Here is a 26,843-nt window from a genome sequence, read left to right on the forward strand (position 1 = left end):
ATTATTGTCGCGGGCCACGCGCCAGGATGGGAGCCAGAAACTGGCCGGTATAGGACTGAGGTACGGCAGCCACGTGCTCGGGTGTGCCTTGGGCGACAACGGTCCCGCCGCGGATCCCGCCTTCCGGCCCCAGGTCAATAATATAATCAGCCGTCTTAATAACGTCCAGGTTATGTTCAATAACTACAACGGTATCGCCGCCGTCAACCAACCGCTGCAGCACTTCGAGCAGGCGGTGAATATCGGCGGTATGCAGACCGGTAGTCGGTTCGTCCAAAATATATAAAGTCTTACCTGTACTGCGGCGGGCCAATTCGGTGGCCAGCTTGATCCGCTGCGCCTCACCGCCGGATAAGGTGGTAGCCGGCTGACCAAGCTTAATATACCCTAAACCGACATCCTGCAAAATTTGCAGTTTGCGGTGGATCTTGGGGATATTCCGGAAAAACTCGACAGCTTCGTCAACAACCATGTCCAATACTTGGGAAATATTTTTGCCCTTATAGCGGACTTCCAGCGTCTCGCGGTTGTACCTGGCGCCTTTACATACCTCGCATGGCACATACACGTCAGGCAAAAAGTGCATTTCTATTTTGATAATGCCGTCCCCCTTACACGCTTCGCAACGGCCGCCTTTGACATTGAAACTGAACCGTCCCGGCCGGTAACCGCGCATTTTGGCCTCAGTCGTCTGGCTGAACACTTCGCGGATGTTATCAAACAAGCTGGTGTAAGTGGCCGGATTGGAACGCGGCGTGCGGCCAATGGGCGACTGATTAATGTCAATAATTTTGTCAATATATTCAATGCCGCGGATACTGTCATGGGCTCCCGGGCGGATGTGGCTGCCGCGGTACAGTTGACTGGCCAGCCCCTTATATAAAATTTCATTGACTAACGTACTCTTACCTGAACCCGAAACACCGGTAACAGCGGTAAATACCCCCAAGGGAAACCGCACACTTAAATTTTTAAGGTTATTTTCCTTAGCCTTAATGACCTCCAGCCACTTGCCGTTGGGCTGGCGGCGCACGGCCGGCACCGGAATGGCCTTGCGTCCGCTTAAGTACTGGCCGGTTACCGACTCGGCACATTGCTTTATCTCCTCAACCGTTCCCTGGGCCACTACTGTGCCGCCGCCGGCGCCCGCCCCCGGGCCGATGTCAATAATATGGTCGGCAGCATACATAGTATCTTCGTCATGCTCAACAACCAGCAGCGTATTACCCAGGTTTCTGAGGTGTTTTAACGTGTCAAGCAGGCGGTTGTTGTCCCGCTGATGGAGGCCGATGCTGGGCTCGTCCAGGATATAGAGAACACCGACCAGGCCGGAGCCAATCTGGGTAGCCAGCCGGATACGCTGGGCTTCACCGCCTGAGAGCGTGCCGGCCGCCCGGTCGAGTGTCAGATAGTCCAGCCCGACATTAAGCAAGAAGCCCAGCCGGGCGTTGATTTCTTTTAAAATCTGATTGGCAATGACCGCCTCGCGTTCACTGAGTTCCAGGTTGCTGAAAAACTCTTGCGAGTCGGCCACCGTCATACGGGTAACTTCATAGATGTTCCTACCGCCCACCTTAACGGCCAGCGCTTCCGGCTTAAGCCGGGCGCCCTTGCAGGACGGACACGGCTTAGAACTCATGTATTCCTCAATTTCCTCGCGGGCCCAATCGGAGGTTGATTCGCGGTGACGGCGGGACAACAGCGGAATAACACCTTCAAAGGTTGAGTGGTAGGTCTTGGACTCACCATACATGTTTTCGTAGCGGAAGGTAAATTTATCATTCCCGGCTCCCCGGAGAATAATGTCTTTCACATTGTCAGGCAGCTTTTCCCACGTATCATACAAGGTGTGTCCATACTGTCCGAGCACCGCCTCCAGTTGGCACATAAAATAGGAGTTGGCGCTTTTGCTGAGCGGCGCAATGACGCCGTCAATAAACGCCTTGCCCGGATCAGGAATGACCAGCGACGGGTCAATCTCCAGGTTATTGCCGAGACCGGTGCAATCAGGGCAGGCGCCAAACGGGCTGTTAAAGGAAAACATGCGCGGCGCAATCTCCGGCAGACTGATGCCGCAGTCGACACAGGCAAAATTTTGACTGAACATCAATTCATTTGTGCCGCCGGCATCAACATTGGCAACGCCGCCGCCCAGGTTAAGCGCCGTCTCCAGCGAGTCTGCCAGACGGGTGGCCACGCCGTCGCGCACCACAATGCGGTCAACAACCACTTCAATGGTGTGCTTTTTATTTTTTTCCAGTTTAATTTCATCGGTAATATCACGGATTTCACCGTCCACCCGTACCCGAACAAACCCATTCTTCCGGATGTCTTCAAGAACTTTCTGGTGTTCGCCTTTTTTGCCGCGCACCACCGGAGCCATGATGGTCAGGCGGGCCCCTTCACCCAAGGCCAGTAGCTGGTCGACCATTTGTTCCACAGTCTGCTGGCTGATCGGCTTGCCGCACTTGGGGCAGTACGGCCGGCCGGCGCGGGCGAACAATAAGCGGAGATAGTCGTAAATCTCAGTTACGGTACCTACGGTTGAACGCGGATTACGGCTGGTAGTTTTCTGGTCAATCGATATCGCTGGTGACAAGCCTTCTATATAGTCAACATCCGGTTTGTCCATCTGGCCTAAAAATTGGCGGGCATAGGCGGACAGCGACTCGACATAACGACGTTGGCCTTCAGCGTAAATCGTGTCAAACGCCAGTGACGACTTGCCTGAACCGCTCAGGCCGGTAATAACCACTAACTGATTGCGCGGGATGGTTATGTCAATATTTTTTAAATTATGTTGTCTGGCGCCTTTTACAATGATACTTTCTGTCATTTCGTTTTCCTTTCTTTGAAGCTATTCTATATTAATAAATATCAATTATTAATTATTCGACTTATTCATTATACCAGCATTTTTAATATAATGGTAGCATTCCGCCACGGTAAAATTATAACCGGGCGTGTATCCAATCGGAATGTATGTTCGGTTGCCCAAGCAAAAAAATTTGCCCCCGCGGGCTATCTACTTTTATAATATGCCAAAATTACCACAAAAGTAAAGTAAAATCATATTTTATCCGATGACCAAGCCGCCGGATAAGTCGACATAGCTCCTACAACGTTTTTGAAAAATTGCACACAAAAGCTAAGAATCAAAAACGAGATTGCTTCACTGGCGTTCGCAATGACGATAGAGGAAACTGTAACTATTCCCCCGTCATTGCGAGCACCGTTGCTATGAGACCATATTCGAAGCAATAAGTCATTGAATCGTGCTAAGTTAGGCATTACGGCATCGCAGCGTGGCAAATTTATTACCTGTCCTTCTTCTTTTGGCGCTTAGGCGTTTTGCTGCCTTTTCCCGGCGCCTTGCCCTGCGGCTGTCCGCCGCCGGCTTTTTGCCTAAGTTCAACAATCATGTCCCTGAGCTCGGCCGCCCGTTCAAACTCAAGCTGCTTGGAGGCCTGGCGCATTTCCTTTTCCAGGCTGGCGGCCAATTCCAGCATATCGTTACGGCTCATGTTGCCGATACGGTCGACTTTGTAATCTGCCGGCGTTTCGGCTACTTTAGTGGTTTCTATGAGTTCTTTAACCCGTTTTTCGATGGTTTTGGGAGTTATACCGTGCTCGGTATTATAGGCCTGCTGGATGGCGCGGCGGCGCTCGGTTTCGCTTATGGCCCGGCGCATGGAATCGGTAATGGTATCGGCGTACATAATGACTTTGCCGTGAGCATTGCGGGCGGCGCGGCCAATTGTCTGAATGAGCGAGGTTTCAGAACGGAGAAAGCCTTCTTTATCGGCATCCAGAATGGCTACCAGCGATACTTCCGGCATGTCAAGACCTTCCCGCAACAGGTTGATGCCGACAAGCACGTCATGCACACCTGTCCTTAAGTCACGGATGATCTCGACCCGCTCAATTGTGGCAATATCCGAATGCAGGTAATTGACCTTGATCCCCATGCCTTTCAAATACTCAGTCAGGTTTTCAGCCATTTTCTTGGTCAAGGTCGTCACAAGCACCCGCTCGTTGACAGCTGTGCGCCGTTTAATTTCCTCCAGCAAATCGTCCATCTGGCCTTTGATGGGCCGTACTTCGATTTCAGGATCAACAAGGCCGGTAGGCCTGATAATCTGCTGAACCACCTGACTGGCGGCCTTAAGCTCGTAAGCGGCCGGAGTAGCCGATACATAAACAATTTGATTGATGCGGTCAACAAACTCCTCAAAAGTTAACGGGCGGTTATCAAAGGCCGAAGGCAGGCGGAAGCCGTTTTCCACCAGCGCTTCTTTGCGCGAACGGTCACCGGCGTACATAGCCCGCAGCTGCGGCAGCGTAACATGGGACTCATCAATCACAATCAGAAAGTCTTCGGGAAAGTAATCAACCAGCGTAAACGGCGCTTCCCCCGGCCGGCGGTTGGTCAGATGGCGCGAGTAGTTTTCGATGCCTGAACAGTAGCCCATCTCCAGCATCATTTCCAGGTCATAACGGGTGCGCTGTTCCAGCCGCTGGGCTTCCAGCAGTTTGCCGTTAGCCTTCAAACAGGCCAGGCGGTCCTCAAGTTCGGCCTCAATGTCCCGGACGGCCCGCAGCATATTTTCGCGGGAGGTGACATAGTGGGAAGCCGGATAAACAGCAATATGCTTGCGTTCAGCCACAATTTCCCCGGTCAGGGTATCAATCTCCAAAATGCGCTCAATTTCATCGCCAAACAACTCCACCCGCACTGCCTTTTCCCCATAGGCCGCCGGGAATATTTCAACGATGTCGCCGCGCACCCGGAATGTGCCGCGGGTAAAGTTGTAATCGTTACGCTCATATTGGATATCGACCAGCTTGCGCAAAATTTCGTCCCGGTCTTTCAGCTGGCCCTGCCGCAGGGACAGCACCAGGCCCCGGTATTCGTCCGGCGAACCCAAGCCGTAGATGCACGACACACTGGCGACAATGATTACATCCCGCCGTTCAAACAGTGAACTGGTAGCCGAGTGGCGGAGCTTATCAATTTCATCGTTAATTGAGGCGTCTTTTTCGATGTAGGTATCAGTCTGGGCAATATAAGCTTCCGGCTGGTAATAGTCATAATAGCTGACAAAGTATTCAACGGCATTATTGGGGAAAAACTCTTTAAACTCGCTGGCCAACTGTGCGGCCAGTGTTTTGTTGTGGGCAATGACCAGCGTGGGTTTTTGTACCGCTTCAATTACTTTGGCCATAGTGAACGTTTTGCCGGTGCCGGTGGCCCCCAGTAGTACCTGGGCGGTATCGCCCCGCCTGATACCTGCGGCCAAACGGACAATAGCGTCAGGCTGGTCGCCTGTCGGCGCAAAGGGAGACTCGACTTTAAAAGGAATGCCGCCTTCGTGGTAGACAGTATTAAGCTTGGGAACTGTGGTCGCCATATCTATATCACCTTATATCTGTTATTTTCGTGTAAGCTTGTCCTTTAACCAATCAATCAGACCATACCGTTCGGAGGTCATTTCGGCGTAAAACTGCTCATCCCCGTCCGGGACCAGGATAACACCCAAACGCCGCTCGCCGCTCCTAAACCTGATATTCTTGACGTGCTGCCTGCCGCCGCGTTCAAAAGTAATGCTGAAATTTTCCGGGGCGTAACTGATAGCCGCCGCCAAGTCATAGCGGTTGTTAACAGGCAGGCCGGCCAGGTTGATAATGATATCGCCCGGCTTAAGAACTTTAGCAGCCGGCGTATCAATGACAGTGTCAAGGGCCATGACACCGTAAGGCGGCGGAACAAAGCGGGGCGGCCCCGCCATTTCGCGGCGGTTGTCAAGTTGGATGAGAAATTCATGGCCCACAGGCGACAGTGCGGCAGCTATGCCCTTAAGCCAGGAAAATTTAGCGGATAAGAGGGCCAGTGCCAACAGGATCATGCTATACACGGCCAGATGCAGCGCCGATTGCCGCCGCCGCTTGTGCGGTAAGCTGGCGACGGCCATGTCGGTATAGCCGAGGGCCGCTACTACCGGCACCATGACATAAATCCAACTGGAGCCGGCCGGCGGTGACTCAAGCACCGGCAACAGCGGCCACCACTCCGGCATTTTTATAACACCGCCGGCAATGCCGCCTTCAGGCACAGCCACAGCCGCCAGAATACCCAACGGCAGCGGCCAAAAATTTTGCAGACTGAAGGCGCCGACCAGGCGGCCATCGGCTTTTTTAAGGATGAGCGGCATAGCACTATAGCCGCCGCTCATCGCAATAAGCAAACTCTCGGTTATGTGCAGCGCAGCCACGAGCGCCAGCACCTGCGGCACGTTGACGTCCGGCCAGCCAAACAGCACGTTGGACAAGGCCACCAGACCGCCGGCATAGGCAAAGCACAAAAACCGCATATTGACGAGCATGAGCGCCAAGGCCACCGGCCAGATATAGTGCAGGCCAAGCTGGTTCAAAGTAACGCCGACAAGGGTAAGCAGCCAACTGCCGGTTATGCCGCCGACAAGACCGTAAAATCCGGCCAGCAGCACTTGCTGCGTCAGAGTGTAATTGTACACGCCGAACATCCGGCGCTGACGTTTTTGCATCTGCCAGTACTGAAATCCTACCAGCGCCAAAATCAGCCAGAAGGACGGTTCAAACACCAGGCCCAGCGCACCCCGGATTATAAGCAACGTTATATCAGCCCACGGAAACATAACGGTGTTTCACCTCAATGCAATAAGGTTGGTTTATAGCTCTAGCTATAAACCAACCTAAAATTGTAACTTGGCTACTGAGATTGCCACGCTCCACTGTGTTACGCTCGCAATGACCAGGATTAAGAGCGCTCACAGCTGCCACCTTTCGTCATTGCGAACGGTAGTGAAGCAATCTTGCTTTTATTATATTTTACCTTGTAACACTTCAATGGCTTTTTCAAGCTGAACATCTTTACCAGGCTGCTTGTTCTCCGGAAGTTCAACCTTGATGTCCGGTTCAATGCCGACACCGTTGATAGAGCGGTCCTTAGGCGTCAGGTATTTGGCGATGGTGAGTTTGATCGCCGAACCGTCATCCAGGCGTATTACCGTCTGTACTGAACCCTTACCATACGTCTTGGCGCCAATTAATGTCCCTGCACCTGTATCCTGAATGGCTCCGGCCACAATTTCCGAAGCACTGGCGCTGCCGCCGTTTACCAGCACTGCCACCTGATATTTGGGCGCTTCCAGGTTCGACGAATGGGTTTCACGGTGTCCATCCCGGGTAACGACTGAGACTACCGGCCCCTTGGGCACAAAATTACCGGCCACTTTGACACTCTCGTCAAGCAGTCCGCCGGGGTTATCCCTGAGATCAAGCACCACAGCCTTCATGCCTTGCTGCTCAAGTTCCTGCAGTTTGCGTTTCAAGTCGCTGCCTGTATGTTCATTAAACATGGTCAAACGCACATAGCCAATTTTATCGGTTAGCATTTTACCATCAACTGTTTTGACTTGAATATTGGAACGTGTGAGCGTATAATCCTGGACTTGCTGGCCGCGTTTTATTGTTAATACAACCTGACTTCCTTCCGGTCCCCGTATTTTATTGACAGCTTCATCAATGGCCATATCCTTGGTTTCCTGACCGTCAATCTTTATAATCTGATCACCGCTTTTAATGCCGGCTTTCTCGCCAGGCGTGCCCTCAATGGGCGCGACCACTGTCAACGTTTTATCCCTGGTGCCGATAACAATGCCCACGCCGCCAAATGAACCTTCCATTTCAATCATAATGTCTTTGAACATTTTCGGGTCCATGTATACCGAATGAGGATCGTTCAGTGAGTTAACCATGCCTTTGATTGAGCCGGCTATAAGCGTATCAACCGAGACGTCCTCGACATAGCGGGACTTAACAACATGAAGCGCCCGGATAATTTTGAGCGTACTGACAACATCAGACGACCAGGCATTCATTAAATAGAAGAATCCGGCCGACGTGGCCATAAAGGTAACCAACACTAATAGTATTGCGCCAAAGACAATTTTACGGCGACTCAATCAATACACCTCGCAGCAAGCGTGAGTTCGAGTTTCGCATCGTTACGGTTCGCGCGTACGCTCCAACCCCGTTTTAATTACTTTGAAATCCATATACCTTTAACTATATGTCAAACATTTGATAAATATTCTAAGCAGCCGGGACGAAGCGTACATCTCCCTGCCGGACAGCGGGTAAATTAAGGAAGATAGCTGAACGGACTTACGGGTGAGCCGTTTTCACGCACTTCAAAATGAAGGTGCGGCCCGGTCGAATAGCCGGTCGAACCGACGCGGGAAATGATCTGGCCTTTGCGTACCCTGGCGCCTTCTTCCACTAACAGTTCGGAGTTATGGGCATACAATGTCGAGATACCGCCACCGTGGTCAATAATGACCGCCTTGCCGTATCCCCCCATCCAGCCGCTATAGACAACAACACCACTGTCGGCAGCCGCGACCTGATCGCCATAGTCGGCGCCAATATCAATACCGGTATGGAAAATCTGCGTGCCGAAAATGGGGTGGGTCCGCCAGCCGAACGGCGAAGTAATCGGGCCTGATGCCGGCCACATCATGGCGCCGCTGCCACCTGCCGCTCCGTTCCTGCCGCCGGACTGGACATTGCGAAGCATTTGCTCAATCTGGCGTGACGTTTCCATAAGTTCCTGATATGCCCGTTCAGCGGTATCCCGCTCACTGACGGCCGCGTTCAGTACCGTTTCCCGCTCAGTTTTGCGGGACTCGATCGCAGCTTTCTTCGCAGCCGCTTGCTGCTTAAGCTCAACCATTGCCGCCTTGTCGCGCTCAAGTTCGGCCCGTTTCTGAACAACCAGCTCGCGTTCGGCCTTTACCTGAGCAACCAGCGTCAAATCCTGATTAACCACCCGCTTGAGCAAGTCAGCTCTGGTAGTAAAATCAGCAAAATCAGCAGCGCCAAACAATACATCCAGATAATTTACCTGACCGTTTTCATAAATGTCCCGCATCCGCTTGTTAAGTATCTGACTGCGCTCAGCCAGGTTCTTTTCTACTTTGGCCAGTATTTCGGTATTTGCCGTGATCTGCTGCTCGGTTGCCGCCAGCTTGGACAAAATAACGTTATATTCACCGGTGACGGTATCCAGGTCGGTTTGGATAACCCGCAGTTGCTCAGATACGCTGTCAACCTTTTGTTGGGCCTGAGCAGCACGATTTTGCTGGACTTCCATCTGCTGTTGAATGGTTTCCAGCTGGCGCTGTTTTTGCTCAATCTCATTAGCCAGCGCCGTGCCCAGTACACTGGCAGCCAGTAGTACAACCAGCACTAATGAAAATAAACGTTTTGCAGACAAAATTCTCCCTCCCATACTACTGCTGACAACCCCGTAGGATTGCCACACCGCTGCGCGCTACTTGCAATGCGCCGGGGCAGGAGATTGCCACGCTGCGATGCCGTAATGCCTGACTAAGCACCATTCATTGACTTACTGCTTCGAATACGGTCTCAGAGGCAACGGTGCTCGCAATGACGAAGGGAATGGTATCATTCTTCTACCGTAAGAATCCCCTTCTCCACCGTCATTGCGAACGCCAGTGAAGCAATCCCGCTTTTTTCCCTTCCTGCTGATGCTGCTGCTTGAGCACCAGGCGCCTCTCACAACGACAATTTTTTATACTTTCATAAAACGGCGCAGCGAAATGGTGCTGCCCAGCGCGCCAATAGCCGTGCCTACTACCAACAGCACAATACTGATACGGTTTAAAAACGGGTATTTAGGAATAAGCGGCAAAAATGCCAGTGATTCGTAAACTTTTTCGGTAAGCGTGCTGTACATTTGGCTTAAAATCAACACGGCGCACAATGCCCCGCTAAAGCCTAATATCACACCTTCAATCATAAACGGCCACCGGATAAACCAGTCGGTGGCGCCGACATACTTCATAATCCCAATTTCCTTGCGTCTGGCAAACACGGTAATCCTGATGGTATTAGCAATGATAAATAATGCCGCCAGGGCCAGAAACACAATAAGGACCAGCCCGAATATCCGGATCATTTTAGTCAGATTGAACATTTGCTCGATAATTTCCTGACCGTATTTGGCATTTTCCACGCCTTTTAACTGACCTGCCGCCTGCGCCACCGGCTTAACATATTCCGGCTTGTCTACCTTGACTTCAAAAGAGTTGGGCAACGGGTTGGTATCCCCGAGAGCTGTAAGCAACCCTTGCTGCTCGCCTAAACGCTCTTTAAATTTAACCATGGCCTGTTCTTTATCGATAAACATGACCTGGGTAACACCGGGAAGCTTGGTAATCCTGGCGCCGATTTCCCGCATATCCCGGTCAGATAAGCCGTCTTCAAGATAAACAGTGATTTGCACTTGGTTTTCCAGGGTAGAGGCAATATGGTTGAGATTAAGCACCATGATGAGAAACATACCTAAAATGAGCAGTGACAGCGCCACCGTGCTCACCGATGCAATGCTCATGAGACTGTTGCGGCGCAGTGAGATAATGGCCTCCCGTATGAAGTACTCGAACGTCCTAATCTTCATAGCCGTATACCCCTCTCACCTGGTCACGGACGATACGGCCTTTTTCTATGGCGATAACCCGTTTTTTCATGGCGTCAACTACCGTTTTGTCATGAGTAGCCATAATAATGGTGGTCCCCGCCTTGTTAATTGTATCAAATACTTTCATAATCTCCCATGAAGTGTCAGGGTCCAAATTACCTGTCGGTTCATCGGCAATGACGACAACCGGGCTATTGACAATTGCCCGGGCAATAGCCACCCGCTGCTGCTCACCGCCTGATAATTCGGAAGGGTAGGTGCGCACCTTGTGCCTGAGTCCTACTAAATCAAGCGCATTATGAACCCGTTTTTGCATTTCCCGCCGTGGCGCTTCAATAACCTGCATGGCAAAGGCCACGTTTTCATAAACAGTTTTATTAGGCAGCAGACGATAGTCCTGGAATACAATACCCAACCCCCGCCGTAGGTACGGTACTTCACCGGGCGCCATGTCAACCACGTTGCGCCCGTTAACTACCAGCCGCCCGCTGGTGGGTAGTTCTTCTCTGAAAATAAGTTTAATGAATGTCGACTTGCCGGCGCCGCTCGGACCAACTACGAAGACAAAATCGCCTTTGCCAATCTCGACGGTAACATCTGCCAACGCAACCGAGCCGTTACTGTATACTTTCGACACTTCACTCATGTAGATCAATACTGCAGTACCTCCTGTATAAATTCCAAGACACTCAGTTAGTTGTTATTCGACATTAGTTACGAAAAACCTCCTCTTTTTACAATATTGATTTATTTATTGCTAATTTTTTCCATGATGTTACATACAAAAACTATTTCAACAAATCCATGACATACAACGTCGTAACTCCCAGCACGCTCAGCAGGCCAAAATACCACCAGGCCACACGCAGGCGCTGCGCGGCTGTCAATTGATAATAGCCGGTATCCCGTAACTCTTCGCCCCGCCATAACTCGAACAGGGAAAATAAAAAAACGATCAGAACAAGTATATTATGCGTATAGAGAAACACCATCCCAATAACAATACTGCCAATCCACCACAGGCGTGGCGAAACGGCGGCGGCAATGCGTTCGCCGTCAAGAGGCGCACAGGGAATAAGGTTGAACAGATTAAGCAGGCACGCGGTATAAGCCAGCACCAGCATCAGCATGCTGTCACTCCAAAGGTAAAATACCAGGCATATGAGCGCGCTCAAGGTCCCGGCCGCCGGACCGCCGATCGCGATATTGGCCGTCATTTTGGCGTTGACGGGCGCCCGGTTCAGACTGATGACCGCACCGATAAAGGGAATAAAGGTCGGCCCGCTGGCTCTAAGGCCAACAATACGGGAGGCAATGACATGACCCAGTTCGTGTACCAGCAGCAATAACACAAACCCCAGGGCAAATTTTCCGCCAAAAGCCAGTGCGTACACAGCCAGCGACACCAGCATGGACGCAGCGGTAGACAAGGCGCCGCCAGCCTTTACCAGCGCCAGCAAGCCGAGTATCGCGATTCCGGCCTTCCTAAGCATCCGCCGTCCCAGGTGTATTATTTTCCAGGAGTTCACGTCATTGCCTCCTTTCCCGAAAAAAGGCCACCCATACATAATACATATGCATGGGCGGCCTCACTTATATTTTTTATCTCGCTTATTTGCGGCTTACTGCCTTTTTAGCGGCAGCTACTATGGCTTCCTCGGTAAGATTATATTTTTTGAGCAAGGCGTCAGGTGTGCCCGATTCCCCGAAAGTGTCCATAACACCTACCCGTTCCAGCGGCGCCGGCGCATACTCGGCCAGCACTTCGGCCACCGCACTGCCCAGGCCGCCGATGACGGTGTGTTCTTCGCACGTCACAACAGCGCCGGTTTCACGGGCGGCGGCAATGATCGCCCCGGTGTCGACCGGCTTAATCGACGCCATATTCAGCACCCGGGCGCTTATGCCCTCGGCCACAAGGTGTTCGGCAGCGTGACGGGCCGGCGCAACCATAACGCCGCAAGCAATAATGGTTACGTCTGTGCCGTCAATCAGCGGCACGGCTTTACCGATACCAAACTCGTACGCTTCCCCAAAGACATTGGGCACAGCCGCCCGTCCCAACCGGATGTACACAGGCCCCTTATGTTCGGCGGCAAAGTCAATAGCCTGCCTGGTCTCGGTCGCGTCAGCCGGCACAATAACGGTCATATTGGGCAAAGCCCGCATGATGGCGATATCTTCAACGGACTGGTGGGACGCACCGTCCTCGCCTACCGTCAGGCCGGCATGAGTGGCGGCAATTTTGACATTGAGCTTGGGGTAGCAGATAGAATTGCGAATTTGCTCAAACGCCCGGCCTGTAGCAAACATAGCAAAAGTAGAAACAAAAGGAATTTTGCCGGCGGCGGCAAGGCCGGCAGCCACCCCCATCAAGTTCTGCTCGGCAATGCCGACATTAAAGAACCGGTCGGGAAAGGCTTTGGCAAATACATTGGTTTTAGTGGATTTGGACAAGTCGGCGTCCAGCACCACAACATTTTTATTACGGCCGCCCAGGTCTTTCAAAGCCAGACCATAGGCTTCACGGGTTGCTAATTGATTAGCCATCTATTTTACCTCCTCGATACCTTCCAGGTCTGCCAGAAACTTTTCACACTCTTCACGGCTGGGCGCTTTGCCGTGCCAATCAACGACATTTTCCATTTGGCAGACGCCTTTGCCTTTGACTGTTTTGGCAACAATCATGGTCGGCTTGCCTTTTACTGTTTTAGCTTCCTGAATGGCGTCATAGACGGCGTTATAGTCATGGCCGTCAATGACCAGCACATGCCAGCCGAAGGCTTGCCACTTTTCCGGAATGGGCAGCGGCGACATTACCTGGTCGACCGGTCCGTCAATTTGCAGGCCGTTAAAGTCAACAAAGGCTGTAAGGTTGTCCAATTTATAGTGAGCGGCAAACATAGCGGCTTCCCATACCTGGCCTTCTTCCAGCTCACCATCGCCCAAGAGCGCGTATACCCGGTAATTTCTGGCATCCAGCCTGGCCGCCAGGGCCATGCCGCTAGCCGCGCTCAGGCCTTGTCCCAAAGAACCTGTCGACATATCAACGCCGGGAATGCCTTTCATATCCGGATGGCCTTGCAGACGGCTGTTAATTTTACGCAGCGTAAAAAGTTCCTCCACCGGCAGATACCCTTTCTCAGCCAGGGTGGCGTACAGTACCGGCGCGGCATGCCCCTTTGACAGCACAAAGCGGTCGCGGTCAGGGTCCTGCGGCTTAGCCGGATCAACATTCATCTCAGCAAAGTACAGCACAGACAAAATATCGGCTGCCGACAGCGAACCGCCGGGATGGCCTGATTTAGCTTCAGTAACCATACTGATAATATTGCGCCTGATGGATTTGGCCCGGCCGGCAAGCTGGCTTAGCTGCTCCGGGGTTAATGTTTGTGACATTCCTTCAACCTCCTGTGGTCTTTTTATAATCTTCTGCCTTGGTAAGAGCCAAAGCCTTCGCCCAGCACCTCATGCGCGTCGGCGACAATAACAAAAGCCTGGCGGTCAATGCGGTACACCAGGTCTTTCAGACGGGAAACCTCGCTGGTACTGACCACGCAGAATACGACATTGCGCTCAGACTTGGTATAGGCGCCGCACCCGGCTAACAAAGTAACGCCGCGTCCGAGTTCGGTCATGATAGCGTCAGACACCGCATCAGGCGAGCAGGACATAATGAAAAAAGCTTTGGCCGCGCTGGGACCTTCCTGCACCAAGTCGATGATTTGCGTGGTAACAAATAAAGAAATAAGTGCATATAATGATAATTCAGCACTTTTAAACATAATGCCGGCCAGCGTGATCACAAAAAAATCCACACCTAAGAGCGCCTGCCCCACGCTGATGCCGGTCAGTTTGTTGATTATGGCCGCCGCCAGGTCGGTACCGGCGGTAGTCCCTCTAAACTTAAACACCAGCCCCATGCCAACCCCTGACACTACACCGCCATACAGCGAGTTTAACAGCAGGTCGCTGGTCAATACCGGCGTATAGGGGGCGGTAAGGTCAACAGCTGCACTCAGTACGGCTGCGCCATACAGTGTATTAATGCCGAATCTGGTTCCCAGTATTTTGACGCTGGCTAAAAATAAGGGAACATTGAGGGCCAGCATAGTCATGCCTACCGGAAATCCGAAAGCATGGTGAAAAACAGTGGCCAGACCGCTTACGCCACCAGCCGCGACTTTATTAGGAATTAAAAAAATGTTTAGAGCCAGAGCGGTAATCACCGTCCCCAGAGTAATTCCCAAATAGTCCCGCAGCCATGTCCACTTCACTACCGCTACCTCCCTCGCTCTTTCACCAGGCTTAGCGCCAGTTCGGCGTTTTGAAACGCTTTATTATGCAAATTACTGATACGTTCTTCCCGTTCCCGGTTGGGCTGTTTGCGTTCAGCCCAGAGCCGGCGTATCCTGGCCATCAAGCCGTCAACAGTTACTGTTTTAAGTGTGCCGGCATGCTTTTCGCCAATGGTTTCAAGAAACCGGTCAATTTTCGGGTCGTACGATATACCTGCCATCGGCACATGCATGACTGCCGCAAAAATAAGCGCATGCAGCCTGATGCCGATTAACAGGTCCAGGTTGCCGACAAGTGATAACAACTCACTTGTCGTATATTCACCAGGCAGCACCCCGGCTTTATTTTTCATCCGGGCGGCAATTTTTTGGGAAACACTGAGGTCGTCAGGCCATTGCATAGGTAGAAACACCACCCGGGCGCCCAGTTCCTCCACCATCATGTCTGCTGCCTGGGCCAGCACCTGCTTGTAATGACTCCAGTCCTTCCACTCCCGGACCGACAGGCCAACGAGGGGCGCCGCGCCCTCTTGACCGTGCTTTTTCAAAATGCTGCGGCCGGTTTGCTTATCTACCGGGTGCATGGCCAGCACCGGATCGGCCGTCACATAGACAGGCGGCGCAGTTACTTTCAGCCGCTTCAATTCCTCAAATGAACCCTCGTCGCGTACGGTAATAAGGTCAACCATGTTGCCAATATAGCGCATGGCCCCCTTTGCCAGCGCGCCCTGCACCGGCCCGATTCCCTGAGCATACAGCATGACCGGCTTGCCCAGCTTCTTGGCCAGCATCATGATACTCAGGTAGTAGTACAGACTGCGGTCACTGGTTACATCCTGTAAAAGGCTGCCGCCGCCACTAATGAGCAAATGGCTTTTGGACATGATTCTCGCAATTTCCGGATAATTAAGACGGTAGACGGCTGACACGCCGTGCCGCCGGCGGGTATCGTCCGGATCGCCTGAGATAACGGTAATATTAATATTGGGCTCAATGTCGGTCAGAGCTTCAATCATGGCTGCCAGCATGGCTTCGTCACCGGCGTTGGCAAAACCATAATAGCCTGAAACAACAATATCACTCATTAGCTGCCGGACTCCTTCCCATTCGAGCCGCCACCGCCCGGACAATAAGCACACCAATTATGGCGGCCACGCCAAATACCGCTCCCAGCGCCAGGCCGTCCAACGCCCTGACTACCGACATTAACACCGGCGTCCGCATGTGCGCAAATGTCTCAACTAATGACCCCTGCCCAATGGTAGCCACTACCACTAACATATATTGAACAAGCCGCGGCCACTGACGGTAGCAAGCCATAACAGCCAGCAAAAAGGCCGGATGGCCGATCATAAACTCTTTTTCCCGCGGTCTGGCGTACATGACTTGCTCTAAAAAAGACCGCAGCTTGAGCTCAATAGCCGGTACAGGCACGCCGGCAGTATGGCCGGACCGTCCGACAAACACCCAGGCGGCAAATGCGGCAACGCCAAATAAAACCAGCGTCTTAATATAAACCGGACGGTCTAAAATGGCAGCCACCTGGCGCCACAGGCCGCGGGCATTCAGCGGCTGGGCATCATCAAATAAGTTATAGCGGGTTAAATACACAATTGTTACCAAAACAAGCGGAGCAATAAAAGTCAGTTTTACACCACGGTATATCTCCATCTCCAGAAAAAAGCGCACATCGCTAAGTACTGCCCCTACATACAGGCCGCCGGCCAGTGACAACATTGTCGTCACAAACAGGGCGCCCAGTCCGGTAACAATAATCTTGCCGGCGCCGGTATGTCCGTCCAGCTTGCCTAAGGCTTCCAGCCTGCGCCATCTGTCAATTTGCCAGGTAACAGCCAGCACCGGAAAAATAATGGCACTGGCCAGTGCGGCCATCTGGCGGCTCAGGGTACCGCCACCTTTTACAATGGGGAATAGTAAGAGCGCCGCCAGTAAAACGACCAGCCCATACTGCCAGCGGGTGGCAAACGGATAAATAAGTGACAACAAGAGAACGCCGGCGGCAACAGCCCCGAGCACAACCAGCGCCAGCAACCATGGCGCGGCAAAATACGGCTTATACGTATCAGCCCGGCCAATATTAAAGCCTGCGGCAACCAACGCCTCTTTAACACCTGATATGTAAGCCAGGTTGGTTTCAATCAGGGTCTTACCCGGTTCAGGTTTGTCATACCGGCGCAAAAGATTAATCCGGATGTTACGCTCCTGGTCGGTAACTACCCAGCGCTGAATGGCTTCGGCCATTTTGAGTTTGGGCTGTTCGTCTTTAGGAATGGCATATACGCGGGCCGCCTGGTAGTTATTGGCGGCAGCCAGTTGCAGCAGCCCTTCCTGCTTCAAAAATTGCAGTTGGAGCGGATGCTCAATCATCGCCAGCGTCAAATTACGCTCGCGAAAGTTTCTGGCAGTAAGCGGCAAGAGATCAGGATAGCCCAAGACCTCATCTCCGACAAAAATCACGGTAGTCAGATGCTCAATGCCTGCCATGCGGTTAAACACCGAATTGACGTCATCTGCCGTTACTTTGGTATAATTGGTCGGACGGGCAATAACATAAAAGCCCAGCTTTTCCACAGTTGCCAATTCATCGGTCGGCAATCCCAAGTTCCACTTTACGGCTTTTTCGTAATTGGCCTTGGCCGACAAGACCGGACGGTCGCCTTCTGCCAGCAGAGTAACCCTGCCTGGCCCTAAACGGCGGTCAAGGTCACTCATAACTTCCCGGAAAACTTGTTTATCCTGGCCGATAACATATATTTCCTCGGCATTTATTTTTCCGTCGGCAACCAAACTGCGCCAGAACGGGTCTGTAAGGGTGCCGGTACGGTATTGGTGGAGAATTTCCGAACCTGGCAGCGCTGTAATTTTGCCGCTTTTATTAAGTTTTTCGAGAGTGGCTTCATAAACGGCCAGCGAGGTAACGCCCGCGTCCTTGAACTGCCTGAGCAGGCCGGCAGGCTCAACACCTTCAATTTGCGCCATTTCCACTATGTCTTCATAATCCATGACCAGTTCAACGGTAGAATTGGCTTGCTCGACGGTATGACGCTGCCAGTCAATGGTAAATGCCGCCAACAGACCAATGATAATCAGACCGATGAGCGTTTTATTATATGTAAATGTTGCCAAAAATCTCTCCACCTTACTGAAACTGCGTACTATATGAAATCCAATAAAGATTTTTTTCTAGGCGTGTTGTTAGTAACGCTCCACCGCTGGCGCTTGACTTACGCTTATACTAACAACACGCCTGTACATCTTTATTGGATACTATCTATTATGCAGTTCCGGTGATTAATATAGTAAGTAATATTCCCAAAATTGGCTTAAACTAACTGCGGTTGTCGGTATAAATGACAACTTGGCCTTGTTCCATGACGACATCGCGCACATTAACACCAAACGGTAATTTTTTGAGGTCAACCAGGGGCACTTCAGTCAAAAGCGATCCGCCAATATTGCCGACCGGAGTGTTGTTAAGCCAAAACTTATCGGTAATAAACTTGATGCGCCGGTTCTCGCGGTCGCCGACAATGCGGCCTTCCAGTTTAACATCGACCCGGGCAAAGCCGCCAAAGTTCAAAGCGCTGCTCACCTCAACCCTGCCGGGAGTTATAGCCACGACGGCGTTTTTGACGCCTTTTACCGAATTATTCAAAAGGGCGGCCACTTCCTCTTGGGTAATAGCGGCGGTAAGCTCGATAGCATCGACTTTCTGCAATACGAGTGTCCGGTTGGCTAAGAGTGAACGAATATCAACATCAACACCCGTCAGCCTGATATGCATGGTGCGGAAGGTCAGCTTATCAACCTTGACATCACCGGCATCGGCGGCTACGCGGTCAAACTTGCCGCCCAACATGAATAGTGCCGGGCTTTTATCAACCTTGGCCGACACCTGTTTGCTGCCGGTCATATCCCTAAGGCCCTGGGCAACGGCATCCGACACCAGTTTGGGCAGCACAACCTCCAGGGCGGCTGCTGCCATAAGGATAAATAAGATAGGTGTTATCAGGCGTTTGATAGTATCACGCCCCCTTATTTAGTATACCCTTTCTCTTTCGTCATTGCGAACGCCAGTGAAGCAATCTTGTTTTACTGTCTTTACTCTTTAGCATTTAAATCGCTCTTTAAATACGCTTCAATAAACAAGTCTATTTCTCCGTCCATAACAGCCTGAACATTGCCGGTTTCGGCGGCTGTCCGGTGATCTTTTACCAGATTATACGGATGGAAAACATACGACCGGATTTGGCTGCCCCACTCAATGGCCTGGTATTCGCCGCCGAGTTCGGCTTTCTTTTCCGCCTGCTTCCGGCGCTCAAGTTCAAACAGTTTGGCCCGCAAAAGCCGCATACACTGCTCACGGTTTTGGATCTGGGAACGTTCACTTTGACATTGAACAACAATGCCTGTCGGCAGGTGAGTCATGCGGACAGCCGAATCGGTTTTATTGATATGCTGGCCGCCGGCGCCGCCGGCCCGGAAGGTATCGACCCGGAGGTCAGCCGGATTAATGTTGACTTCAACCGAATCATCAATCTCAGGCATAACGTCTACGGCAGCGAACGAGGTGTGACGGCGGCCACTGGCATCAAAAGGCGAAATGCGGACAAGCCGGTGAACGCCTTTTTCGGCTTTTAAGTACCCGTAGGCGTTGAGGCCGCTGATCAAAATGGTGGCGCTCTTGACGCCGGCCTCATCGCCGGCGAGAAAATCCATAGTCTCGACTTTGTAGTTGTTTTGCTCGGCCCAGCGGACATACATCCTGAGCAACATCTGCGCCCAGTCCTGCGCCTCGGTGCCGCCGGCGCCGGCGTGCAGCGTCAGTATGGCGTTATTGGCGTCATATTCACCTGACAGCATGAGAGTAAGTTCCAAGTGCTCAATGTCCCGCTCCAGGGCGGTAAGCGCCGTTGTCACTTCATTATAAACGCTTTCATCATCCTCTTCCATGCCCAGCTGCCACAATGTAGCCATGTCACTGTAGCGTCCGGCCAAATCCCGGTACTGGCTGATGCCGTCTTTTAAACGGGTAACTTCCTGGCTAATCTTCTGAGCCTCGTCCGGGTCATCCCAGAAAGCAGGGTCGCTCATCCGGTCTTCCAGTTCCTCAATACGTTCAGATTTACCCGCAACGTCAAAGAGAAACCCTCACTTCATCAATCCGTTTGCCCAGGGCTTCAACCGCCCCGCGTAAGTCTTCTAACAGCACTTTCTCATCCCCTATATTACTCACAGTCTTGCTTTTGAGATTGCCACGCTGTCGCTCGCAATGACCCGGATAATTTACTTGTCATTGCGAACACAGTGAAGCAATCCCGTCTTTTGTCCTTACGTCATTGCGAACGCAGTGCGGCAATCTCACCTTCTTAATCCGGTGTTAGCTACTTATTGGCCCCGCAGCAGCGCTTGTACTTTTTGCCGCTGCCGCACGGGCACAGTTCATTGCGTCCGGTTGTATCCTTATTGACTACCGGCTCTACCGGCTGCTCCTGTTCAGCGCCTTCTTTACCCCCACGGCTGGCGTGAGCCTGCTGCAGATGGTCCTCAGGCTGGGCCTGGGAAATTATGTTGACTCTAAACATGTAGCGGACAATATCTTCCTGGACGGCTTCAATCATTTGCTGGAACATATCATAGCCTTCAATTTTATACTCGATCAGCGGGTCTTTCTGACCGTACGCCCGGAGGCCAATACCCTGCCTGAGCATTTCCATGGCGTCAAGGTGATCCATCCACTTAGCGTCAACCGTTTTGAGCATTACAACCTTTTCCAGTTCGCGCATGTTGTCCGGTCCGAACAGCGCTTCCCGGCCACTGTAGGCAGTTTCGGCCGCCCGCATCAACTCTTCTTTTAACTCCTCACGGCTGAGTTTATCAAGCACGTCTTGTTTTAGCTCACCTTCAGGCGCAAAAAAGCCCTCACAGTACTCAATCAGCCCGGCATAATCCCACTCTTCAGGATACACCTTTTCATTGGCGTACAAATCCATGCCATGGTCAATGACCTTTTCAATCATATTGAAGATGTTTTCTTTAAGGTTTTCACCGGTAAGAATCTTTCTGCGCTGGCTGTAAATAACCTCACGCTGCTGATTCATAACATTGTCATATTCCAGCACATATTTCCGGATATCAAAGTTGCGGGCTTCAACCTTCTTCTGGGCCTGCTCAATGGAGCGGGTGATCAGCGCGTGTTCAATCGGCTCATCTTCTTCCATTCCCAGTTTATCCATAATGCCGGCAATATTGTCAGAACCGAACAAACGCATCAGATCGTCTTCCAGCGACAGATAAAAACGGGACGAACCCGGGTCACCCTGACGGCCGGCCCGGCCGCGCAGCTGGTTGTCGATCCGGCGGCTTTCGTGCCGCTCAGTGCCGATAATATGCAACCCCCCCAGTTCGGGCACCCCCGGTCCCAACACAATGTCGGTACCCCGGCCGGCCATGTTGGTGGCGATCGTCACCGCCCCGGCCTGCCCGGCCTGTGCTACAATCTGGGCTTCCATCTCATGGTACTTGGCATTAAGCACATTGTGCGGCACGCCTTGTTTCTTAAGCATAGCCGACAGTTCTTCCGACTGGGCAATCGAGGTTGTGCCTACCAGTATAGGCTGCCCGTTGCCATGCCGCTTGACAATTTCGGCAACAACAGCCTTATATTTGGCCCGCTTGGTCTTATAGATGACGTCCGGTAAATCCTGGCGCTGCATGGGGCGGTTGGGAGGAATAACCACAACATCAAGATTATAAATTTTCCGGAATTCCGGTTCCTCGGTTTTGGCAGTACCGGTCATGCCGGCTAATTTTTTGTACATCCGGAAATAATTCTGGAAAGTAATCGTAGCCAGCGTCTGGCTCTCACGTTCGATTTTTACGCCTTCCTTGGCCTCGATGGCCTGGTGGAGGCCGTCGGAATAACGGCGGCCGAACATGAGCCGGCCGGTAAACTCGTCGACAATGATAACCTCGCCGTCTTTGACCACATAGTCGCGGTCCCGTTTCATCAGGGCATGGGCTTTGAGCGCCTGGTTAAAATGATGCGACAACTCCATGTTTTCGCTCTCATACAGATTGCTGACATTTAACAAACGCTCGGCTTTGGCGACCCCGCTTTCCGTAGGCGCCACGGTATGGGCTTTTTCATCAATGGTATAGTCCTCGCCCTCTTTTAGCTTGGGCACAACTTTAGCCAACACGTAATAGAGATCGGTAGACTTTTCGCCCGGGCCGGAAATAATCAGCGGCGTCCGCGCCTCATCAATTAAAATACTGTCCACTTCGTCGACAATGGCATAGTTTAACGGACGCTGCACCATTTGTTCAGGATAAATAACCATGTTATCCCTGAGGTAGTCGAAACCAAACTCGTTGTTGGTGCCATATGTAACATCAGCGCTGTATGCCAGTTTCCGCTCGGCAAAATCAAGGCCATGGACGATAAGTCCAACCGACAGACCGAGGAAACGGTACAGTTTGCCCATCCACTCGCTGTCGCGGCGGGCCAGATAATCATTGACGGTAACAACATGCACACCTTTGCCGGCCAACGCATTCAAATACACCGGCAAAGTTGCTACCAGTGTTTTCCCTTCGCCTGTCCGCATTTCCGCGATTTTGCCTTCGTGCAGCGTTATGCCGCCCAGCATCTGAACATCAAAATGACGCATGGCCAGCACCCGGCGGGAAGCTTCACGCACTACGGCAAAAGCTTCCGGCAGGATATCCTCAAGTGTTTGACCTTTATCAAGCCGCCGTTTAAACTCGCCTGTCTTGGCAGTCAGTGTAGCGTCGCTCATATGTTGCAGTTCGGGTTCGAGCGCATTAATTGTTTCAACGATTTTTAACATGCGCTTAATTTCTTTTTCATTATCATCGCCAAATAAATTCTTTAAAAAACCAAACAAATTTATCAACTCCCGGCAAAAACAATATCCCACAAACAGTTTAGACCGTTCATCAGCAGTCTTCAGTTTAGTATGTGCCTAATATATGATTTTAACAGAATACCAGGTCAAAGTCAAAAATTGGGTTGATGGGCAAAAAAGAAAAAGAGATTGCCCGGAAGCATCCGTAATGACCTAAAATGTGACTCGTCATTGCGAACGCCAGTGAAGCAATCTCTTTTTTTACTTTTTAAAGTCCTGCCGCTTTGGGCCGCAAGCCAAATGTTTTAACCGGCTTGGTGCCGGCCGGGAACGGTGGTTTGGCCGCCTTTGACCGGCTCGATTTCATTTTCTACCCATACCGGGTTATGATGCTCGGCTTCATGGAGAGGCTGAGTGCCATCGCCAAACATGGCCAAAAACTCGCCCCAGTTGTAGATGCCCAGCCCAATGTGAGCAAACAGGCACAGGCCAAGGAAGATCCCGATGACCAAATGCAGCATATCAAACCAGTACATAACCGCTTTCGGCGCTACCGGGAGAAAAGCGTATAATCCCCAACCGGTAACAATGAGAATGATTCCGCCAAACAGCATAAAAATACCCATCATTTTTTGACCGGAATTTATTTTGCCCATCGGCGGAACAGGAATCTTCTTGCCTAAAAGCATTTTTTGCGGATAGCCGCCGCCGATTAACATCCAGTCAAAGTCCCGTTTATCCCAGGTGAATATCCGGCGGATAAACGCTACAATCCGGTCTAAACCAAAAATAGTATATAAGATAGCCGACACAGTTAGGATAGTGGCGCCAATAATGTGGATTTGCATAATCAGGTTTTGTAAATCTTCACCAAACGGCTTAAGCCAGATAAAGAAGCCGGTGATGGCTGCCGGTAAAAACCCTAAAATCAAACCCCAGTGGAACAACCGCGAGATGAGAGGATGTTTAAGGACCCGCGGGCCGTGCTCATCATGATGGCTCAATGTGATCCCTCCTATACCAGTTTAGTACGGTCTACATATTTGGTATGAAACAGTTCTTCGGCCAGCTCGCTGAGCGGATTATGCGCAAACTTCTTGTACATGTCCATCACAGCCTGGTTATTGTGGCTCTGGCGAACTTTGGCTTTAGCATCGTCGGTATAAATGCCCTGGGCCCGCATTTTTATATATTTTGTGCGGTCTTGCACCAGATCGGTGGCCACATAGGCGCCAGTCCACAAAATCGCCCCGGCCACGCCCATGAGTCCCAAAAATTCGCGCCGTGTAACTTTGACGGCCTTTTCTACATAATCATAACGCGCCATAATACTTCCTCCTTATGACCAGGGCAGTACGGCCTTGGCTTTATCCAGCCATGAGGTACCCATCGGGTTGATGGGCTGACCGCCGCCATTGACACAACCGCCCGGACAGTTCATGATCTCAATAAAGTGATACGGCGACTTGCCGGCTTTAGTCTGCTCCAAAAGCGGTCTTACGTTTTCTTTAATACCGTGGGCCACGGCTACTTTCAGAGTAACATCTTTACCGGTTTTGACATCTTTCATGGTAACACTGGCTTCTTTTACGCCCTGCAGACCGCGGACAGGCTTAAACTCAAGCACGTCCAGCTCCTTGCCGGTAATGACAAAATAAGCCGTTCTGAGTGCTGCCTCCATTACACCGCCGGTATTGCCGAAGATGGTGCCGGCGCCGCTGTATTGCGCCAACGGATTGTCTTTGTCGGTAAATTCCGGAACAGTTTTGAAATCGATGTTTAGTTTCTTGAATAACCTGGCCAAGTCTCTGGTAGTCAAGACTACATCGATATCAGGATAGTTGCCGGTTTTCCCTTGTTTTTGCCAGTAGTGGGCGGCGCTGCTAAACTCCGGGCGCGAAGCTTCAAACTTTTTCGCGGTACAAGGCATAATGCCAACCATGAACATGTCTTCAGGATTGACTTTCCAGACTTCAAGAGCGCCATAGGTCTTGGCCAACGCACCCGCCATCATCATCGGCGACTTAGCCGAGGACAAATTAGGAATGAGATCAGGATAGTAAAGTTCAACAAACCGGATCCAGGCCGGACAACAGGATGTAAACTGCGGCAACGGCCCTAAATGATGTTCGGATGGTTCACCCAAAGCATAATGGCGGATTTTGGCAATAAGTTCCATACCTTCTTCCATAATGGTCTGATCGGCCGTAAAGTTGGTATCAAGAACTTTGAAACCGGCTTGCTTCAATGCGCCATAAAGTTTTTCAGTAACCAGACTGCCTGGCTCCATCCCGAATTCTTCACCGATCGCAACCCGGACGGCCGGCGCAATCGTGCCGACGACCGTCACTTGTTTGTCCTTGAGTTTGGCGATCACCTTATCAACTGCATCAACCGTGTCCTTGGGGGCGCCGAACGGACAGTTGACAAGGCATTGACCACAGGAAATGCATTTTTCGCTGTTGATTCTGTGCACGGCGCCGTATTTACCCTCGATAGCATCAGACGGACAAAACGACTTGCACGAATCACAGCCTTTGCATGTCTTGCGGTCAATTTGAATAATACCGGTAAACTCCTGTGATTGAAACCCTTTCAAGACAAAACCTCCTCACCCATGAAATTTGAATCTCGAGTACGGTGGAAATGTAAATTGTGAATTTTAGAACGTTTGATGCCGATAATATACTCCAAAAATATAAAATACTACCAATTAAACTGTAATTTATATTTGGGTACTTGTCAATAATATTAGAATAGTCTGAACAAGTTATTTATTTCACTTTTGGTAAAATATTTAAATATAGGTTTAATATCCTGCCGGTATGTGCATAATATTACCAAAACGTTTCACCGTCCGAGAGGTATAACCATGAGTCGCGATGTTATGAATATGCTGGATATTGCCGGTCAACTCGCCGATCTTAAAGATGTTGACTATAAAAATACTCTGGCTGTTGCCGTGCTTATAGAACTATTGATTGCCAAAGGACTGTTTACCAGGCAGGAATTTGCCCAAAAAGCCCAGGAACTGGAATCAGCCTCTCTGGCGGAAATTTTTATTAAACGCCGGTCAGAAATGAGATCACCACGCTGACTCTGTCAGGAAAACAAAGCCGGGTCATAAGACCCGGCTTTGTTTTCTCTAAAACTCAGGTTCAATCAGACCGTATTGACCGTCTCTGCGCCGGTACACAACATTCACCTGATCAGTATCAGCATTAGTGAATACGTAAAAATCATGGTGGATAAGATTCATTTGCATAACTGCCTCATCGACAGTCATTGGCTTAACGGCAAACCGCTTGGTTTTTACTATATTGAATTCGTCTTCTCCGGCTGCTTCGCCGGCCAGTGTTGCTGCCGGTATTAAGTCAGTCTTAAAGCCGCCGGACTTAAACTTACGGGACAATTTGGTCTTATATTTTTCAATTTGTTTTTCCAGTTTTTCAATGACTAAGTCAATGGAAGCGTACATGTCGGCAGTGGACTCTTCGCCTCTGAGGATAATGCCGTTGATAGGTACGGTAACCTCTACAATATGCCGGCCTTTATTTACGGTGAGGATTGCAGTAATCTCGCCCATATTGGCGCTGTCAAAATACTTGGTGATTTTGCCAACGCGCTTGACGACATAGTCTTTCAATGCTGATGTAATCTCAATGTTTTTTCCACGTACTGTAATTGCCATATTACCCATCCCCTTTCCTGAATCCTATTATTTAATATTCCCTATCAACGTAAAAATTCCTGTCCGAAAACCGAGTACACTGTTCTTTTTTTTTGCAGATTTTTCTTACATATGTGTATTATTTTAATATACCGACACATAAAAACCCGGCAATTATTATTGCCGGGTTCAGTATATTCTATATAATCAAACTTTATATACGTTGCTGGCTTGTGGTCCGCGCGCGCCTTCAACGATCTCAAATTCAACTTGCTGGCCTTCATTCAGGGTTTTGAAGCCTTGCTCCTGAATAGCCGAGAAGTGAACGAACACGTCGCCGCCATCTTCCCTTTCAATGAATCCATAACCTTTTTCTGCGCTGAACCACTTAACTTTACCAATCATGTGATACTCCTCCTAAGATTGAACTTACAGACTGC

General features: G+C 50.9%; 22 protein-coding genes. 1 reads left to right on the forward strand and 21 read right to left on the reverse strand.

Going from position 1 to position 26,843, the window contains the following annotated elements:
• Position 1 precedes the first annotated feature (1 nt).
• The 19 genes from uvrA to SCACP_RS15910 form a co-directional block, all read right to left on the reverse strand.
• On the reverse strand, positions 2-2,836 hold the full coding sequence (gene uvrA / locus SCACP_RS15820) for an excinuclease ABC subunit UvrA (RefSeq protein WP_425058450.1): 2,835 nt from the start codon (positions 2,834-2,836) through the stop codon (positions 2-4).
• A 481-nt stretch (positions 2,837-3,317) separates the two neighbouring features.
• Entirely contained in the window at positions 3,318-5,411 is a 2,094-nt protein-coding gene (gene uvrB / locus SCACP_RS15825; protein WP_425058451.1) for an excinuclease ABC subunit UvrB, read from the reverse strand.
• Between the two features lie 21 nt (positions 5,412-5,432).
• On the reverse strand, positions 5,433-6,674 hold the full coding sequence (locus SCACP_RS15830; protein ID WP_425058452.1) for a PDZ domain-containing protein: 1,242 nt from the start codon (positions 6,672-6,674) through the stop codon (positions 5,433-5,435).
• Positions 6,675-6,860: 186 nt separating this feature from the next.
• Positions 6,861-8,003, reverse strand: a complete 1,143-nt coding sequence (locus SCACP_RS15835; RefSeq protein WP_425058453.1) for a S41 family peptidase — start codon at positions 8,001-8,003, stop codon at positions 6,861-6,863.
• 179 nt (positions 8,004-8,182) lie between these two features.
• Positions 8,183-9,316: a murein hydrolase activator EnvC family protein gene (locus SCACP_RS15840; protein WP_425058454.1), complete on the reverse strand. Its 1,134-nt coding sequence runs from the start codon at positions 9,314-9,316 to the stop codon at positions 8,183-8,185.
• A gap of 318 nt (positions 9,317-9,634) precedes the next feature.
• Positions 9,635-10,522 carry a permease-like cell division protein FtsX gene (ftsX, locus tag SCACP_RS15845; RefSeq protein WP_425058455.1) on the reverse strand — a complete coding sequence of 296 codons (888 nt, stop codon included), beginning with the start codon at positions 10,520-10,522 and terminating at the stop codon, positions 9,635-9,637.
• Positions 10,512-11,198, reverse strand: a complete 687-nt coding sequence (gene ftsE / locus SCACP_RS15850) for a cell division ATP-binding protein FtsE (RefSeq protein ID WP_425058456.1) — start codon at positions 11,196-11,198, stop codon at positions 10,512-10,514. The genes ftsX and ftsE overlap by 11 nt, the downstream gene beginning before the upstream one ends.
• A gap of 133 nt (positions 11,199-11,331) precedes the next feature.
• Complete coding sequence (locus SCACP_RS15855; RefSeq protein WP_425058457.1) at positions 11,332-12,072, reverse strand: site-2 protease family protein; 741 nt, start codon at positions 12,070-12,072, stop codon at positions 11,332-11,334.
• Positions 12,073-12,154: 82 nt separating this feature from the next.
• Entirely contained in the window at positions 12,155-13,093 is a 939-nt protein-coding gene (locus tag SCACP_RS15860; protein ID WP_425058458.1) for a transketolase family protein, read from the reverse strand.
• Complete coding sequence (locus SCACP_RS15865; protein ID WP_425058459.1) at positions 13,094-13,942, reverse strand: transketolase; 849 nt, start codon at positions 13,940-13,942, stop codon at positions 13,094-13,096.
• Between the two features lie 23 nt (positions 13,943-13,965).
• Positions 13,966-14,820 carry a YitT family protein gene (locus SCACP_RS15870; protein ID WP_425058460.1) on the reverse strand — a complete coding sequence of 285 codons (855 nt, stop codon included), beginning with the start codon at positions 14,818-14,820 and terminating at the stop codon, positions 13,966-13,968.
• A 5-nt stretch (positions 14,821-14,825) separates the two neighbouring features.
• Positions 14,826-15,926 (reverse strand): polysaccharide pyruvyl transferase CsaB, encoded by a 1,101-nt coding sequence (csaB, locus tag SCACP_RS15875; protein WP_425058461.1) that lies wholly within the window; start codon positions 15,924-15,926, stop codon positions 14,826-14,828.
• Entirely contained in the window at positions 15,919-17,988 is a 2,070-nt protein-coding gene (locus tag SCACP_RS15880) for a DUF5693 family protein (protein WP_425058462.1), read from the reverse strand. The genes csaB and SCACP_RS15880 overlap by 8 nt, the downstream gene beginning before the upstream one ends.
• A 202-nt stretch (positions 17,989-18,190) precedes the next feature.
• A complete protein-coding gene (locus tag SCACP_RS15885; RefSeq protein WP_425058463.1) occupies positions 18,191-18,847 on the reverse strand; it encodes a DUF2993 domain-containing protein in 657 nt (218 codons plus the stop codon).
• Between the two features lie 116 nt (positions 18,848-18,963).
• Positions 18,964-20,074 (reverse strand): peptide chain release factor 2 gene (gene prfB, locus SCACP_RS15890; protein WP_425061425.1). Its coding sequence is split into 2 segments (ribosomal slippage): positions 18,964-20,001 and positions 20,003-20,074, totalling 1,110 coding nucleotides; the frame shifts between segments, so codons are not numbered across the junction.
• Between the two features lie 172 nt (positions 20,075-20,246).
• The gene (gene secA, locus SCACP_RS15895; protein WP_425058464.1) at positions 20,247-22,772 is read right to left on the reverse strand and encodes a preprotein translocase subunit SecA; all 2,526 of its coding nucleotides are present in this window, start codon (positions 22,770-22,772) and stop codon (positions 20,247-20,249) included.
• 266 nt (positions 22,773-23,038) lie between these two features.
• Positions 23,039-23,737, reverse strand: coding sequence for a cytochrome b/b6 domain-containing protein (locus SCACP_RS15900; protein WP_425058465.1), 699 nt, complete (start codon positions 23,735-23,737; stop codon positions 23,039-23,041).
• 11 nt (positions 23,738-23,748) lie between these two features.
• Complete coding sequence (locus SCACP_RS15905; RefSeq protein WP_425058466.1) at positions 23,749-24,060, reverse strand: iron hydrogenase small subunit; 312 nt, start codon at positions 24,058-24,060, stop codon at positions 23,749-23,751.
• Positions 24,061-24,072: 12 nt separating this feature from the next.
• The gene (locus SCACP_RS15910; protein WP_425058467.1) at positions 24,073-25,332 is read right to left on the reverse strand and encodes a [FeFe] hydrogenase, group A; all 1,260 of its coding nucleotides are present in this window, start codon (positions 25,330-25,332) and stop codon (positions 24,073-24,075) included.
• A gap of 273 nt (positions 25,333-25,605) precedes the next feature.
• Between SCACP_RS15910 and SCACP_RS15915 the strand changes: the two genes are divergently transcribed.
• Positions 25,606-25,830, forward strand: a complete 225-nt coding sequence (locus tag SCACP_RS15915) for a hypothetical protein (RefSeq protein WP_425058468.1) — start codon at positions 25,606-25,608, stop codon at positions 25,828-25,830.
• A 48-nt stretch (positions 25,831-25,878) separates the two neighbouring features.
• Here the strand turns inward: SCACP_RS15915 and hpf are convergent, their stop codons facing one another.
• Both hpf and SCACP_RS15925 read right to left on the reverse strand, forming a co-directional pair.
• Positions 25,879-26,424 carry a ribosome hibernation-promoting factor, HPF/YfiA family gene (hpf, locus tag SCACP_RS15920; protein WP_425058469.1) on the reverse strand — a complete coding sequence of 182 codons (546 nt, stop codon included), beginning with the start codon at positions 26,422-26,424 and terminating at the stop codon, positions 25,879-25,881.
• Between the two features lie 186 nt (positions 26,425-26,610).
• Positions 26,611-26,808, reverse strand: a complete 198-nt coding sequence (locus SCACP_RS15925) for a cold shock domain-containing protein (protein ID WP_425058470.1) — start codon at positions 26,806-26,808, stop codon at positions 26,611-26,613.
• Positions 26,809-26,843: the final 35 nt, after the last annotated feature.

The organism is Sporomusaceae bacterium ACPt (assembly GCA_041428575.1).
Lineage (GTDB): Bacteria > Bacillota > Negativicutes > Sporomusales > Sporomusaceae > Sporomusa_D > Sporomusa_D carbonis.

What these genes read in the sequence shown, in the direction of transcription:
- SCACP_RS15915 (WP_425058468.1), top strand. Translation starts at nt 25,606, where the DNA reads ATGAGTCGCGATGTTATGAATATGCTGGATATTGCCGGTCAACTCGCC.
- ftsX (WP_425058455.1), bottom strand. Translation starts at nt 10,522, where the DNA reads ATGAAGATTAGGACGTTCGAGTACTTCATACGGGAGGCCATTATCTCA.
- SCACP_RS15925 (WP_425058470.1), bottom strand. Translation starts at nt 26,808, where the DNA reads ATGATTGGTAAAGTTAAGTGGTTCAGCGCAGAAAAAGGTTATGGATTC.
- SCACP_RS15860 (WP_425058458.1), bottom strand. Translation starts at nt 13,093, where the DNA reads ATGGCTAATCAATTAGCAACCCGTGAAGCCTATGGTCTGGCTTTGAAA.
- hpf (WP_425058469.1), bottom strand. Translation starts at nt 26,424, where the DNA reads ATGGCAATTACAGTACGTGGAAAAAACATTGAGATTACATCAGCATTG.
- SCACP_RS15885 (WP_425058463.1), bottom strand. Translation starts at nt 18,847, where the DNA reads ATGGCAGCAGCCGCCCTGGAGGTTGTGCTGCCCAAACTGGTGTCGGAT.
- uvrB (WP_425058451.1), bottom strand. Translation starts at nt 5,411, where the DNA reads ATGGCGACCACAGTTCCCAAGCTTAATACTGTCTACCACGAAGGCGGC.
- uvrA (WP_425058450.1), bottom strand. Translation starts at nt 2,836, where the DNA reads ATGACAGAAAGTATCATTGTAAAAGGCGCCAGACAACATAATTTAAAA.
- SCACP_RS15865 (WP_425058459.1), bottom strand. Translation starts at nt 13,942, where the DNA reads ATGTCACAAACATTAACCCCGGAGCAGCTAAGCCAGCTTGCCGGCCGG.
- SCACP_RS15905 (WP_425058466.1), bottom strand. Translation starts at nt 24,060, where the DNA reads ATGGCGCGTTATGATTATGTAGAAAAGGCCGTCAAAGTTACACGGCGC.
- SCACP_RS15830 (WP_425058452.1), bottom strand. Translation starts at nt 6,674, where the DNA reads ATGTTTCCGTGGGCTGATATAACGTTGCTTATAATCCGGGGTGCGCTG.
- csaB (WP_425058461.1), bottom strand. Translation starts at nt 15,926, where the DNA reads ATGAGTGATATTGTTGTTTCAGGCTATTATGGTTTTGCCAACGCCGGT.